General features: G+C 64.7%; 13 protein-coding genes, 1 tRNA gene and 1 pseudogene. 7 read left to right on the forward strand and 8 right to left on the reverse strand.

The genetic code is table 11. The features are described from left to right. Nucleotides 1-271: 271 nt before the first annotated feature. The 3 genes from ACZ7NC_RS16120 to ACZ7NC_RS16130 all read left to right on the forward strand — a co-directional run bounded on the left by ACZ7NC_RS16120 (nt 272) and on the right by ACZ7NC_RS16130 (nt 1,556). Nucleotides 272-535, forward strand: a complete 264-nt coding sequence (locus ACZ7NC_RS16120; RefSeq protein WP_471488690.1) for a hypothetical protein — start codon at nt 272-274, stop codon at nt 533-535. Nucleotides 536-549: 14 nt separating this feature from the next. Continuing rightward, nucleotides 550-1,023: a transposase gene (locus tag ACZ7NC_RS16125; RefSeq protein WP_471489060.1), complete on the forward strand. Its 474-nt coding sequence runs from the start codon at nt 550-552 to the stop codon at nt 1,021-1,023. 83 nt (nt 1,024-1,106) lie between these two features. After that, the gene (locus tag ACZ7NC_RS16130) at nt 1,107-1,556 is read left to right on the forward strand and encodes an ISAs1 family transposase (protein WP_471488692.1); all 450 of its coding nucleotides are present in this window, start codon (nt 1,107-1,109) and stop codon (nt 1,554-1,556) included. A gap of 231 nt (nt 1,557-1,787) precedes the next feature. Here the strand turns inward: ACZ7NC_RS16130 and wsfD are convergent, their stop codons facing one another. Then, nucleotides 1,788-3,290: a glycan biosynthesis hexose transferase WsfD gene (gene wsfD / locus ACZ7NC_RS16135; protein ID WP_471488694.1), complete on the reverse strand. Its 1,503-nt coding sequence runs from the start codon at nt 3,288-3,290 to the stop codon at nt 1,788-1,790. Between the two features lie 659 nt (nt 3,291-3,949). Between wsfD and ACZ7NC_RS16140 the strand changes: the two genes are divergently transcribed. The 4 genes and pseudogenes from ACZ7NC_RS16140 (at nt 3,950) to ACZ7NC_RS16155 (ending at nt 6,763) form a co-directional block, all read left to right on the forward strand. After that, a complete protein-coding gene (locus ACZ7NC_RS16140; protein ID WP_471489063.1) occupies nt 3,950-4,534 on the forward strand; it encodes an exosortase/archaeosortase family protein in 585 nt (194 codons plus the stop codon). Nucleotides 4,535-4,663: 129 nt separating this feature from the next. Further along, nucleotides 4,664-6,043 (forward strand): glycosyltransferase family 2 protein, encoded by a 1,380-nt coding sequence (locus tag ACZ7NC_RS16145; RefSeq protein ID WP_471488696.1) that lies wholly within the window; start codon nt 4,664-4,666, stop codon nt 6,041-6,043. A 28-nt stretch (nt 6,044-6,071) separates the two neighbouring features. Further along, nucleotides 6,072-6,338: pseudogene (locus tag ACZ7NC_RS16150) on the forward strand (helix-turn-helix domain-containing protein); the annotation flags it as partial. 340 nt (nt 6,339-6,678) lie between these two features. Further along, nucleotides 6,679-6,763 (forward strand) — tRNA-Ser (locus tag ACZ7NC_RS16155). 135 nt (nt 6,764-6,898) lie between these two features. On the opposite strand, the gene ACZ7NC_RS16160 is transcribed toward ACZ7NC_RS16155, so the two are convergent. From ACZ7NC_RS16160 to ACZ7NC_RS16190, 7 genes are all read right to left on the reverse strand, one after another. Then, complete coding sequence (locus tag ACZ7NC_RS16160; protein ID WP_471488698.1) at nt 6,899-8,314, reverse strand: tyrosine-type recombinase/integrase; 1,416 nt, start codon at nt 8,312-8,314, stop codon at nt 6,899-6,901. A gap of 62 nt (nt 8,315-8,376) precedes the next feature. Beyond that, nucleotides 8,377-8,565, reverse strand: a complete 189-nt coding sequence (locus ACZ7NC_RS16165) for a helix-turn-helix transcriptional regulator (RefSeq protein ID WP_471488700.1) — start codon at nt 8,563-8,565, stop codon at nt 8,377-8,379. Nucleotides 8,566-8,863: 298 nt separating this feature from the next. After that, entirely contained in the window at nt 8,864-10,411 is a 1,548-nt protein-coding gene (locus tag ACZ7NC_RS16170; RefSeq protein ID WP_471488702.1) for a YfjI family protein, read from the reverse strand. Further along, entirely contained in the window at nt 10,408-10,560 is a 153-nt protein-coding gene (locus ACZ7NC_RS16175; RefSeq protein WP_471488704.1) for a hypothetical protein, read from the reverse strand. Before ACZ7NC_RS16175 ends, ACZ7NC_RS16170 begins: the two co-directional genes overlap by 4 nt. Further along, nucleotides 10,557-11,474 (reverse strand): bifunctional DNA primase/polymerase, encoded by a 918-nt coding sequence (locus ACZ7NC_RS16180; RefSeq protein WP_471488706.1) that lies wholly within the window; start codon nt 11,472-11,474, stop codon nt 10,557-10,559. Before ACZ7NC_RS16180 ends, ACZ7NC_RS16175 begins: the two co-directional genes overlap by 4 nt. A gap of 87 nt (nt 11,475-11,561) precedes the next feature. After that, the gene (locus tag ACZ7NC_RS16185) at nt 11,562-12,014 is read right to left on the reverse strand and encodes a hypothetical protein (RefSeq protein WP_471488708.1); all 453 of its coding nucleotides are present in this window, start codon (nt 12,012-12,014) and stop codon (nt 11,562-11,564) included. A 55-nt stretch (nt 12,015-12,069) separates the two neighbouring features. Further along, nucleotides 12,070-13,980 (reverse strand): FtsK/SpoIIIE domain-containing protein, encoded by a 1,911-nt coding sequence (locus ACZ7NC_RS16190; protein WP_471488710.1) that lies wholly within the window; start codon nt 13,978-13,980, stop codon nt 12,070-12,072. Nucleotides 13,981-14,275: the final 295 nt, after the last annotated feature.

The raw sequence follows: 14,275 nt of genomic DNA on the forward strand, positions 1-14,275 counted from the left end.
ACCGACTCGCCGCCATCGAGCGCGAGACCGACGTTGCCTGAAAGCTGAGCACGTTTATCTGTACTTGGCTGAGCACTTCAGGGAGTACGCGGACAACTCTTCGCCCACTGGAAGCTCGTCAAGCCATGACCGTGCACGACTGGACGATGGGAGCCGTGTAAGTCGAGAGGCTTAAGCACGGTTCTGGGAGAGCCGGGAGCTGCGATGCTCCCGGCTACTCGCCAAACTGCCGTCGGTCCTCACCAACATCTTCGGCCTCTCCGGACGCATGATGCTCGACGCCCTGGTCGCCGGAGTACGTGATCCGCAGCAACTCGCGGAGCTCGCCCAGGGCAAGGCGAAAGCCAAGCGGGAAGCCCTGGCCGTGGCATTGACCGGACAGTTCGACGTGCACCACGCCTACCTGCTGAACATGCTCCTGGAGGCGATCGACCGCACCCAGGCGCCACTCGATGATCTCACCGGTCACATCGAGGCGGCACTCGCCGACCTGGCCGACTCGGATGGGACTGCAGCGGGCAGGCCGGCGATCTGACACCGCAGGAACGCCTGGACGAGATTCCGGGAATTGGCCCCGCCACCGCCCAGGTCATCCTGGCGGAGATCGGTCTCGACATGGCCATCTTCCCCACAGCGGGTCATCTGGTCTCCTGGGCCAAGCTCTCCCCGCGAACCATCCAGTCCGCCGGAAGGAATCTTCCCGGCGGCATCGGGCAGGGCAACCCCTGGCTGAGAGCGGCGCTGGGCGAGGCCGCGATGGCCGCCGCCCGGACCGACACGTTCCTCGGGGCCCGTTACAAACGGCTGGTGAAGCGCCGAGGCCACGGGAAGGCTCTCGTAGCCGTCGCTCGCTCGATGCTCGTCATCGTCTGGCAACTGCTCAGCGATCCGGACTCCCGCTTCCACGATCTCGAATCCGACTACCACCTGAGGGTTCTCGATTCCGCCGCCCGGACCAGAGGGCTCGTGCGTCAGCTCCAGGCTCTCGGCCACGAGGTGACCCTCACCGCGAAGACCGCATAGGTAGAACGTCCAGCGTGTTCGGCTCGGGAGGAAGACCGCGGCAGGGGTGGGCATTTTCGGGTTAGATTCCCTGCCTGCGTGAGGTGCTCGGCCCGCTGGACATCGAAGGCGCGTGGGTGAGCGCGGACGCGCTGCACACTCAGACGGACACCGCACGGTTCCTGGTCCAGGACAAGAAGGCCCACTACCTACTCACCGTCAAGCTCAACCAGCCGACGCTCTATGGCAGGTGCCGTCGCCTGCCGTGGAAGAAGGCCACCGCGAAGTACTACGACCGCGCCGAAGGGCACGGGCGCAACGGGACCCGCGCCGTGCAGGTACTGACCGTCACTCACATGGCCTTTCCCCACGCCCGCCAGGTCGCCCGCGTCACCCGGCACCGCACCGACGCCGCGACGGGAAGACGCACCCGTGAGACCGTCTACGTCATCACCGACCTGCTCTCCCGCAAGGCGAAGCCCCAGGACATCGCCCTGGGGCTTCGTGAGCACTGGCATATCGAAGTGCGACATGAGGTCGCACTGTTTGAGTGAGAATTGGCAGGAGAATTCGAGTTTGCAAGAGCCCTGAGATCCGCGCACCTTGCCCACGACCAGCCGGTCCGCTGCGTCCGCAGCGCTTGCCGCACCTAGTGGCCGAGGGGGACGAGCCCGGCGTTAGGAACAGTTCGGGGTGTCTCACCCGGCGTCGCCTCGCTGCAGAGCCAGATCGCAGTTTGTAGACCGTCGTGCGAAGAGCGATGCTACTTCATTGGCGGGGTTCACTCAGCGCGGATCGGCCGGGGCAGTCTCATCGCGAAAATCTTGCACGAGCGCTCGAAGGTGTAGCCCTTGGAGAGCAGCTGCCAGAAGGACGTACGCCAGCCCAGCTGACAGGAGAGAAAACACCATATGTTTGGTGTTCTCAATCGCTTCCCCGTAGGCAGCCGTCAGAAGCTGGACGATCGCGGCACCGGTCATGCAAAGCATCGCAGCAAAGATGGCCCGTCGTTCAGGGTCCATGTTAAGTCTGCGCAGGCACCATAGCGCCGCCGCGCTCACGCAGATGAGAGCCATGAGCGCCAGCTTGCCCCCAACACTATGAAGCACGTCACGGAAAATGGTCAGTCGCGACTCTCGACTGCCAGCCGGCTTGCCTGAGACTGGCGAGTAGGAGCCGAGGTGTTTAGTCTCCGCCACGGTAAAGGCGTCAACCGCCTGCTGAAGGATCTGCACTGCGATCCCGGGATGGTGGAAAAGGAAGCGGGAAATATTGGCGTAGGACATGTGAGGCCGCGCTTCAGGCCATTGGAGGTCTTGCTCAGGATGCGCTTCCCACCAGCTTTTTCCTGAGTACTCCGCAAAAGTCGGTGGCAAGCCGAGCTCCCTGGAAGAGCTGGCAGGGTCGGAGCTGAGTCCGAGCAGATTGACTAGAACCACTTCTGTTGGGTTGATTTCCTTTAGGTTGGCGGGCTGAGCCTCGGTCATGAACACTGCGCTGGAAGCAATCAACGTTCCCGCTAGCAGAGGTAGGAATCGGCTGGAGAGCTTTCCGTCAAGTTTTCCAACACGTACTCTCGAGGCGACGAGCAGGCTCACGAAAGGGACTGCTAGCGTTACCGCTTGCATTTTCGATGTAACAGCAACAATCGCGCCGATGGTGAACAAGCAGAGAGCGAAAAGACGCACCCTAGAAGTGCCGCCAAGATGCACAGCCCCAGCTGTGGTGATCAGGATGCCGAGAATTCCAGCACTCTCGCTGTAAGGAGAAATAGCGTATCCGGCAAACGTCACATCTGCGATAACCAGAAACAGCAAAGCACAGATCGTGAGGCGAGCTAATGCTCTTCCTTTCAGGGCGGCTGAGAAAACCCCGAATGCAAGGCCCACGGCGCAGCAATAGATGACTGCAGAAGCGCGCAGGTCGAATTCACTGGAGAAGCCAATCAGGTCGTTGATGGGCTGGGCCAGCTGTAGCAACCACTGGCCGCTTCCTGGATATTCGGCGGATAGACCACAGTTCTCCTGAGTGCGCGTAAAGCTGAAATGCACAAAGTGAAACCACTGAACGATCCCGGGTGGCACTTGCGCAGAGAGCCCAAATGCGCACATGAGCCTCGGTCCGTCCCCGTTGTCGGCTAACCCAATCGGCTCTGGGACGAACAAGCGGAATGCCATGAGGGCGCCTGTAAAAATACCAATGGATGGTGGGCTTGCCCACCACGCAGAGCAGCGCCTATCACGCGGGGGGATGCCGGTCTCTGAAATACAGCTGACGGAAGCGGTCATTACGCTATCTCAGCGCGTTCGCCAGCTTTCATCTAACGACACGCCCGGGGACGTCGGAAAAAGAAACATACCGCCAGGATGTCGCTCGGCTAGGCAATAAAGCAACGCGCCTACTGACACAACGGCAAGGCGTTAAGCATTCTATCCCCTAATATCACCGATGGCAATGCATGACGTAGGCCCAAAAGTGGGACGCCAACGTCATAGTCGGATCTGTGAAAGTTCTATTTGTAGAGCGGCGACCGTGCAACGCTACATACCTCAAGTTGCGATAATCCTACTTACAGGAGTGCTGTGTATCCCATCGTCCCGGTAGTGGCTTCGCTAGCAGAAACTGACACCGCATTTGTATCCATCTTGATGTGCTCAGCCTTCCTTGGAACGGCGGGCGCGATGTTGTGGTTACGAAAGACGTTTTTTCGTCGAGCTGACCGGCGTCGATGATCATCGACAGCATGTAGATAAATACAACGCTCGCGGATCACTCGAATCATTTTCTGCACAATGAGTTACAGCCCGCCTTTCCGGTCTTTTGGAAGCGAGGGAATAAAATCATGTCTCACCTGAGAGCGATGTAAAAAATGGCAACGAGTTTAAGTAAGCAAGTCCAGCAAGAGCTCACGTCTGAAGCTAAAGCCCTAGCGAGAATTCCGTTGCGCATGATTCGGTGCCTGAGCGGGGTCGTGATCTTCGCAGCTGGAATTAGTCTCATTTACATGCAAGCGCCGGTTCGCGAGATCGAAGCAGCAAGCAGTAGTTGGCTTGCAAACAGTGGACACTTGGGCCTGGATCCGGCAATCTCTTCGGGCCCCACGGTATATATGCTCCTCGGCTCCCCGGATGCAATGGGTTTCACCGTTACAGCTGAATGTACTGTAGCGTTCCTCACCGCTCCTCTGCTGCTGATCGCGGGGGGAATGGTGATTTTCCACCGCCGAGTAACCGGGTTACGGATCGGCGCTGTTGCCTTCGTAGCGGCCTGCAGTCTTTATGTCGCTAATCAGGTGCGAGTTTTCCTAATCGCTTACTTCGTAAAGTTCTGGGGCGTGAATGACGGCTTCCAAATCGCGCACCGGGTTGTGGGGTCGCTCCTCATGCTATGTGCGCTCATCGTGACCTACACGGCATTCTTTCTATTTACTTGCCGACGTCGCAGCTTGTCTGCCTCTTCTGAGACCGATACAAGATTTCTGTCCTGGTGCCGAGGTGCTGGGGATCGCTTCGGGGCTAATCAGGATTCGTGAAGCCGCTTGACATAATAGATCATGTGATTAATGAGACCTCGAACAAGTAAAGCAACTCGTCATCGAGTAATTTTTACGCGAGGTCAGTAGTGCTCGTCCATATAGCTCTGCTTTATTGAGGTGTTTTTTGTGACATCATGGCTGGATTTAGACGTTGCGGTCGGCTTATATGGCGCTGTGGTCACGGCGGTAATCGCTTTGGGAATTGGCTATTTCTTTATCATGTGTGGCCTTGGTGTTGCTGTTTCCCGAAAACAGAGGAAGCGTGATCCGCTGAAGCTCGGCCTTGAACCTGAAGGGCGGTGGCACGTCTTCGCGCTCATCCCATGCCTTAACGAAGAGGGAGTCATCGGCCCAACCGTGAGCTCCCTCGTCGAGGCGGGTGTCAAACGCGTTGTGGTCATCGATGACGCAAGCGACGACCGAACCGGTGAAATCGCGACGCAGGTAGGAGGGGACAGGGCCCTAGTAGTTCGCCGAGAGCTACCTGAGGCCCGGCTTGGCAAAGGGCCAGCTCTCAACTACGGACTGGCACGTTTACTAGCCGATGTAGCCGATCAGCATCTCGATCCGGACTGCGTCATCATTTGCGTAATGGATGCAGACGGCCGCCTATCCGAGAACGCCCTGAGCGAAGTCCTACCGCTGTTTGACGACTTGGCTGTGGGGGGATCTCAGCTTGCAGTGAAGATCCGGAGAAACCAGCGCCTAATCTCTCTCATGCAGGATCTAGAATTCTGGGGAAGCTCTGCAGTGGCACAGTTCGGCCGAAACGTTTCTGCGACGGTTAGCCTAGGCGGGAACGGCCAGTTCACCCGACTTTCCGCCCTCCTGAGTATCAGTGAGAAGCCTTGGGGAAGCTCCATGACCGAGGATCTCGAACTCGCCTTGAGGATTCTACAAAGAGGGTGGCATCTTAAGACAACGCCCAACGCGTGGGTTACACAGCAGGGCGTCGACCAATATCGGCGGCTTATCCGGCAAAGAGCGCGATGGTTCCAAGGTCACATGACATGCGTAAAATATTTGTCGGGGATTTGGCGATCTAAGCAGGCAAGCAGCGTAGCTGTAATGGAATCAACCCTGTACCTCAGCATGCCTTGGCTGCTAACGCTTCCGTGGAGCCTACTCTTCCATGCCGGAATTATTCAGGGGATTGAGGAATATCAAGAGCGAGGGCCTGCACTCCTCGGGGGGAGCCTGGAGACGCAGATTCTGGTGGCTCTACTTCTGTACGTTATTTCCTTCGCGCCTATGATTGCATCTGGTTTCCTGTACTACTGGCGGTGCCGCGGAACAGCAGCGCAAATCAGTCTGCCGCGTGCATTTTTCATTTCCCACCTGATGATTCTGTGGAACTACGTCTCATACATTGCTTGCTGGATCGCACTCGCGCGGATCGCGCGTGGACGTCGAGTGTGGGACAAAACCACTCGCAGTTCAGAACTTACAGTCCTCCGTTCGGGTAACCCGATTGAAGCGCCGGTCCCGGCCGTAGAGAGTCAGTGAACCTCTTTCAAGCTGAGCTCGGCTTTAGCGGAAGTTGAGCTGCTTCAAGCAGGTCCTGCTCATGCTGGCCCCTCTACGGAAGAACGAGACGTTCGCCCAGGTCGGAGCCGGGTTCGGCGCCTCAGAGACAACCGCGTGGCGGTACGTCGACGAAACCATCGAGGTGCTGGCCGAGTGGGCGCCGGGGCTTCCTGAAGCGCTCGTCGGCCTGAGCGAAGGGGACTTCATCACCCTGGACAGCACCCTCATCCCCATCGACTGCATCAAGGCCGACGAGCCGTACGTCAGCACAAGGTCACCGACGGGCCGGCGGCGATGGCTGGGCTCCGCCGCAATTGCCTAAGACGACGTCGACGAGTGTCGCGTGGCCGCTGCCCGCGGGCTCTATTTCTACTCAGGACCTCTTGCCGATCACCGGCCAAGGCAGCTACGGCTCTCTCCGGAGAAGCTGGCAAGGTCAGCAAAGCCATAAGATTCCCCGCCGGCCTGCTCCGCGACCATGTGCTGATGACCGGTGTGTGGTCCTGGGGGTGGGGGCGGAACGGAGCCAGTGGACCCCGTGTGGACCACGGCCCCCACGATCCCCCGCCCGCCCGGTACGCTGTACCCGCTCCGCCCCAGGTGGGCGCGAGCGAGGTGGGTTGCCCGAGCGGCCTAAGGGAACGGTCTTGAAAACCGTCGTGGCGCGAGTCACCGTGGGTTCAAATCCCACACCCACCGCGCAGGTCAGCTTAGGTGCTGGTCAGAAGGGGTGCCTCAGTCTCCGAGGCACCCCTTTCACGTTAGACCTGTCTCACCTTTTCTCGCGCATATCCCAGCGTTGACCAGTACGTATGGGCCATCTGTGGGCCAGGATCAGGGCGCGTCGCCCTCGTCGAGCGCGCGGGTGATCAGGTCGTTGGAGTGCTTCTGGCCGCCCTTCAGGATCTTCGCGTAGAAGCGGTACAGCACTGCGATGCTGTGGCCGGCGCGCGCGGCGACCTCTGCGGGGTCCACGCCTGATTTGATCCAGAGGGAGACGCCGGCGTGGCGGAGTGAGTACGGCACAGCGGCGAGTTCCGATTTCACCTCACGGGGCGACAGCACCGCCTTCCGCGCTCTCTCCCAGACGGCGCAATACTCGGTGGAGGGGACGCGCCCACCCCGCGCAGCCCGGAACAATCGGCCGTCGTCAGCCGTGCCGTATCGCGTGATGTGCTCACGGAGCAGATGCACGAGAACGGGCGGGATGGGCACGGTCCGCGTCGCACCACGCTTGCGCCTCTTCAGGCCGCGCTTCTCGTACGACGTGCCGTCGTCCGTCCACCCGCCGCCCACTTCGGGACGGCTCTCTCCGAGCAGCAGTTCGCCCCACTGCTTCACGGACTCAGGTGAGTTGGGTGGCAGGGTGCAGTCCGATTCCGTGAGCGCGACGATCTCACCAGGGCGCATGGCTGCGTAGTAGAGGCACCCGAAGAACGCGTGCAGGTGCTGGCCGCGCGGCCCGGAATCGCGGACGGCTCCGAGCAGGGACCTCGCCAGACTCGGATCCGGTACGTACCGGAAGTCGATTTCGTCATCGCTCTCGGGCGGCGTCCAGTCCACCCGGGGAAGCGGATTGGACGCGAGTAGTCCTTTCTCCTCGACCGTGTAGCGCAGCACGTTGCTCAGGACCATGCGCTTGCGTCGGGCCGTGTTCTCGGCGGCCTTCCCTCCGTCCAGACGGAGGGAGAGAGCTTCCAAGGCTGGACGGAGAAGGGCGGGATCCTCCAAGTCCTTGACCTTGATCGAGCGGGCGGAGACCCAGTCCAGCGCGGCGCGAATCTCCGTGGGGGGCTCCTCAGCGCGATGGCGCGTGACCCACGCCCCTTCCGGCCCACGAACCGCCCGGAAGGCCCACTGGTAGAGGGCGGCGCGCAGAACTGCAGGACGAGGCGCTCCCCGCTTGCTGGTGACAAGCACAGGGGTCACGACGGCCAGCGATTCGGCGATGCTCGCCCGGTGCTTCGCGGCGGCGCGCGGCCACTTCATGAGTGCGTACTCGGTCACGTGGTCGTACCAAGTTGGTGAGGTGAGAGCCATCAACTCACGGGCGGGCAGGCCGGTTTCCTCGTCGAACTGCTGCTGCTCTCGCAGAGCGGCCATCAACTCTGCCCGACGGCCGTCTGCTTGCGGCTTGAGCTTGAAGCTGCGCGAGTGAGGTCGCTCGCCGACCCGCCACCGCAGTTCCCACGGCTTTGGGCGGCCCGAGCGCTTGCGGATGGACCAGATATCAACGTCGTACGTGAGCATGTCTCTCCAGACAGAACGAGGGGCCCGCGCTCAGCGCGGGCCCCGGTGAAGCGGTCTGATCTCTATGCGGCCTGCTGCTCGCAGCGGTCCCACCACGCGTCGAGGTCGACGCGGCTGACACGGACCTGGCCGTTGGGGAGCTTGCGGAGGCGGGGAGCGTGGCCGCGGGCTCGCATGCGGTAAAAGGCGGCGCGGCTCATGCCGATCTCTGCAAGGACTTCGGGGAGCTTGAGCATCTGAGGGCGTGCCACGGTGCGACTCCTTCGCGTGTTCCGGCGAATACTCGGGGATCGCTGACAGAACTGACAGAACTTGCCCGGGATGCGTCTGACCTGTGGGTTCGATGGGTTCGCGATCTTTGACAGAACTGAATTCTTTGCTGACAGAACCCCCGGGGTGGGGGGTTCTGCCAGCGCGGGCTCGGCAGGGGTGGGGAGGTTCTGTCGAGTTTTAATTCGGTTCTGTCGAAACCGTGATCACGGTTGTTTGTGCAGGTCAGCGGGTTGTGTCGGGGGTTCTGTCAGTTGTGTCGGCGGGTTGGGGGTTCTGTCAGAGGGCCCGTGTGAGGCGGGGGTGGGTTTCGTAGCGGGGGGACGGCGGCCTGCCGCCGCGTCCGGTGCGCGGGGGTGGGGGGAGTTGGCGGACCCAGCCGTGTTCTTCGAGCAGGTTCAGGGCGGGGTCGAGGTCGCTGATGGCGGGGAAGTCGGCGCGGCGCAGCATTCGGAACAGCTCGCGCTTGGTGAACTGCTCGGGCCGGTTGCTGACGAGCGTGGCCAGGACATTCAGCCCTGCGTCGTGGGCGGGGTCGGCGCTCATGACGGTGAACACGTCCAGGGCGTGGGCGGTGAAGTAGTCGCCCAGCTCGGTGGCGGCGGCCATGGTGGCGGCCTCGATGGGCTTGTGCCATCCATCTGCGGGATGTGCGGCCAGGTGCAGCAGTCCAGCGATACGGGCCACGGCCCCGTCCCGCTTGGACGCCCACTTCACGACCGGAGCCAGTGAGCCGTCCGGGCCGAGCCGGGATTCCGTGACGCGCTGGAAGGCCAGCAGTACCGCGTCCGCTTCCGGGGTGAGTTGGAGGAGGGCGGGGTCGGTCCAGTCGGCCAGGGCAAGGGTGAGGCCGCCGATGTGCTTGGCGTAGGTGGCGGCCACCTGGTCGTCCAGCAGGTCGGGGGTGAGGTTGCGGCGGCCGACCAGGGAGACGGGCTTGGAGTACAGGAACCGGGCGAGCAGGCCGCGTCCGTCGGCTCCGTCGATGCGGTTGAGGGCGTCCAGGACTTCGGGTTGGACGGCCAGGCCGATGGTGACGGCCGGGGCGTCCACGTGCTGGGCTGGGCGGCCTTGGCGGTTGACGCGGATCATGTCGCCCGCGTGGCCTTTGAGGAACATGCCCATGTTCGGCTTGCCGGTGTAGCGCCCGGCGATGATGTCGAACAGCTCACCCTCGGCACTCAGGCAGGAGATCCGCCCGCCCTGTTCGTCCAGCAGCGTGCCCACGTTCTCCGGAGTCACGTCGTCCGCCACGAGCTGCGGCACAGCGGGCACGGTCATTGCGTCTGCCGCCTGGGCGAGGGAGACGGCGTCGGCGTGGAGCAGGTCGCGCTGTTCGGGTTCGGCGTTGGCGGCCTTGGCGGCGGCCTTGTCGGCGGCGGCCTTGGCCAGACGCTGTGTGGTCTCCGCCTCCGCCCGCACCGGCCCGGACAGCTCGATCAGGGCCTTCTCGGCGGCGAGCAGGGGGCGCACCATCAGGTCGAACACGGCGGACTTGCGGTTGCCGGGGTCCAGGGCGACGGCGGTGTAGATGTTCACAGGCTCGCGCCAGTGGCCGCGCACGCACACCTTCACCCGCCCGCCGGCCGCCGTGGCGACGACAGCCAGGGCCAGGCACCCGGCAAGGTCGGCGGGGGTCTGCGTCTCCTCGGCAACACCGTGCACCATGGCGGCCAGCCAGTCGGGCAGGGCGGCGACGGGGAACTCGGGAAGGGCGGGGCGGGCCTTGAGGGGGACGGGTTCGTCCCAGGCAGGGCCGGTGATCTGCTCGGGCTCGATCTGGTCGAACCCTTCCCACAGGTCCGGACCCATGTCAGAGGCGGTCATGCGGCCCTCCCTTCCGACGGGGCGTGCGGCGGGGTGGTCGGGTGCGGGTTCGGGCGAAGAACTGAAAGGACGCCTTCGGCGACGCCCTTCGGGGCGCCCACGATCGTCTGTGGCAGGGCCCGGGTGGCGGCGTAGGGCTGTGTGGTCATGCCGCCCTCCCCGCGCTCGTGTTGAGGCCGTTGGCGACCGAGCGGCGCGCGTACGGTTCGGGGACGCCGACCGCCACGGCGGCGGCCACGATCGCGCCTGCGAGCGCGTCCAGGCCGCACGGTCCGGGGCAGTCCGTGTGCTGCCGGGCGAGGAACCGGGCTACCCCGAACGCCTGTGATCCGGCGCCGGATTTGGTGCGGGCCCGTACCAGAGCGAGGCCGCGTTCGAGGCCGGTGCGTACGAACGGCTCGGTGTGGCGGCAGCCGGTGGCCACGGAACGGTCCCAGATGGCGCGCGAGGGGACGGAAGAGACCACCCTCCCCGGGGCGGGGGTGGTCTCTTCCCTCACGACCAGCGCGCGAACGATCTCCGGCAGTTCCGTCATGCGGCCTGTGCCGGGACCGAGCCAGCGGGCGTACTGAGTCAGGGACTTGATGTCCACGCCAGGGCGGACCGCGTTGGCGGACGGCATGGCGCCCTGGTAGAGCCAGTGCTGCCCCCGTGTCGTGGGCACAGTCCGGGTGCTGGGCAGGGTCGTGCGGGCCCATTCGACGGCTGCCGCGCTGTCGAGGTCGACCACGGTCAGTCCGGCGCCGCCCGGGTGGTAGGCCACGGTCACAGCCTGACGCCATGCCGTCGCCCACGCGGGTGAGGTGAGGATGCGCTGATCGGTGGTGGCGGCGGCCCATGCGTGGCAGGGAGCGGGGCACCGGCAGGGGCCCGCGCTCTTCATGTTGGGCCGACCGCCGCACGCGTTCCCCGCGCAGGTGGGGCAGTTGCCGAAGGGCACCTTGCCCTCGCGCAGCGGCAGCACCGGCACGCCGGACTCTGCGAGCGTCAGGGCAGTGGGCAGGTGATCGTCCAGCAGTAACGGCCGCTGGCCGTCTCGCCGGATGTCGGTCGGTTGGGTCATGCTGGGAGACCTCCACAGGTCTGTTGATGGCAGGTGGACAAGGGCGGCCCCGGTTCTTGGCGGAATGGGGGGCCGCCCTTGGCGTAGCTAGCGGTTTGTGGCCACCCAGAGGGTGTACTGCTGGCGAACGTAGGCACGCGGGTTGCAGCCGACGACGTCGCCGTCGATGGCCATCAGTCGGCATGCGAGGTCGAACGCGGTGGTGGTGCTGGCCGTGTGGCCGGGGGTGAGGCCGTGGGCCATGCGGTCCGTGAGGGCGGCGCGGCGCAGCCACCACTCACGCCCTCGGTCTTCGGTCGTGCGGAGCCACTCCAGCTCACTACCGGGCTCGGGGGCGGTGGCGTACGCCTGGGTGGCGTTGGGCCAGTCCGTGACGTCCTGCTCGGGGGTGTGCTTGTGGTCGGCGCGGACGTAGAGGCGGTTCCTCTCGCCGCTCCGGCAGGGGTAGACGGTCACGGTTCCGGCGTTGAATGCGCCGTCCAGCGCGGCGACGACGTGGTCGGTGTCGGCGGGGTCGCAGATGATCCGGATGTCGAACACAAAGGCTCCTGTCAGCCGTTGAAGTGCAGGTGAGTGATGGTTCGGGCGGCGGTGCTCACGCGGCCTCGCGGCCGGGCAGGAGCATGCCGTCGTCGCTCTTGCGGAGGGATCCCGTGGCCGTGAGGGCCTTGATCTCGCGGGACACGGTTCCCTTGTTGATTCCGGTCCGGTCCGCGATGTCCCGCAGGGTGCGGGCGCCGCTCTCGACGGCCCGCAGGACGCGGTCCCTGTTCGTCTCCGCCCCGGTCGATGAGGCGGATGCCGTAGCGGCTGTCGGGGTGCCTGCCTCCTTAACCAGGCGGAGCGTGCTCGCGGCGGGCCGGGAGACTTTCCGCTGCCAGATAGGCCGGTCGGGCAGCGCGATCACGTCTGCGGGGGAGAATGCGCGGGTGTTGATCGGGTGGGGCTTGGCCTTCGGTCCGGAGCGCAGCATCGCCACGCCGGGCATGGGCAGTTCGTGCGCGTGCCAGCCCTTCTCGGTGGCGTCCTCGCCGAAGACCACGCGGGACTCACCCGAGGTGGACAGCGCGAGCGCGGCCCGGTAGGTGATCTGGGCGCTGATCTGCGGGTCGATGCCGCCCTTGGTGTCCATCGTGGGCTTTTGCGTGGCCCAGATCAGGATGATCTCGGCTGCCCGCGCCATACGGGCCAGCGTGCCCAGGTTCTCCATGATCTGCGACCAGTCGGGATCGCCCGGCTCGCCGTCACTGCCCTTGGCCCGCTTCTTGCGGGCCATGGTGATGACTTCGGCTCCCTCGTCCACGAACACCGTGATCCGGGGCCGCTCTGCGGAGATCTCGATCGTGTCCCGACCGCGCGGGACCAGGGCGAGCCGCTCGTGCATCTCAACCACCAGCTCGTCGGTGACGTCCAGGACCTCATGAATCGTGATCGCGGTGCGGGCGCGGTGTTCCCAGTTGATCGCCTCAACTCGCTTGGGGTCGATGACCACCAGGCGGTGATCCGGTGCCTCGGACGCCTCAGCGAGGAGAGCGCGGGTCGACCAGCTCTTGCCCGAGCCGGACGTGCCCGCGATCAGCATCCGGCGGCCCAGCGGGACCATGACTGGCTCGCCCGTGACCGTGTCGACGCCCCACGGGTCGCCCGGCTTCCAGCCGCTCAGGTCGATGCCGTCGGCTGCGCTGCGGGTCCGCAGTGTGATCGTGGCGCGGTCGCCGTGGCTGCCGGAGGTGATCTCCATGCGCAGGTCGGTCCGCGCCCCGATCAGGGCCCGGATCTCATCCGCCTTGGCACGGAAGGTCTTCGGCGTCCACCGGCCGTCGAGGCGCACGTGCGAGACGAGTCCGGCCGGGGTGAGCTTGGCCGGGGTGGGCACGGTGCCGGACAGGCCGCGGGCATCGGCGTTGGGCACCCAGAACGACGGATCCAGCCGGGAGGCCAGGCGCCGCTCCTCTGCGCTCATCCCGTCATCGAGCCGCACCGACGGCTGACGCCGACCCAGCCACAGACCCGCGACGTTCAGACCGATCAGCCCGGCGGAGATGGACGCCGGCCACAGCGTGAGCGCGTGAGTGGCCTCCGACATCAGCCACGAGGCCACGCCGTTCGGCACCGCGTGCGCGACGTGCGTCTGGATGGCGCGGGCGGCGAGGGTGGCGGGGTAGTTCTTGCGCGCAGCCTTCAGTCCGGCCCGTGCCTGGCTGTGGTGCTGCCGGGCGGCCTTGTGCGCGGTGCGCGCGGCCCGACGGGTCGCCGACAGCGGGTTGTTGGACGCCTTGCGGGCCGCGCTGCACTGGTTGCGGGCCATCGTGGCGGTGGAGCGGGCGGAGTTGTGCTCCCGCTGCGCCGCCATGAGCGCCTTCAGGTTCTCCGGGGTCCGCATCTGCGCCCGGCGCTCCGCCTCGCGGTCCCAACGGGCCGCGAACGGCGCGCACATCGGCGCGAGCGCGTCCAGCGCGGTGTTGGTCGTGTCGGTGGTGGTCGACCATGCTTGCTTCCAGTCCACGAAAGGGTCCTCCAAGACCGTGGATGAGGGCCGGTGCGCCGTCGCGTGGCGTCACCGGCCCGCCCGATTTGGGGTAGTTGGCGCTGCCGGTTGCGTCGACAGCGCCGGTTGAGCCCCCGCAACCGCCTGTGACCTGCGAAGTTGCGGAGTTGCGCCGTTCCTGGGAGAGGGGCCCTACGCGCACGCGCGCGAAGGGAGGCGGAAAACACGGTCACGCAGCGTCTCTATGGGGGCGTGTACGGCCGTTCACGGGACCGGGGGCCTTTCACCCCGCGCAAGGGGGCCAACCCCTCTA

It is taken from the genome of Streptomyces sp. NPDC111802 (assembly GCF_055634335.1).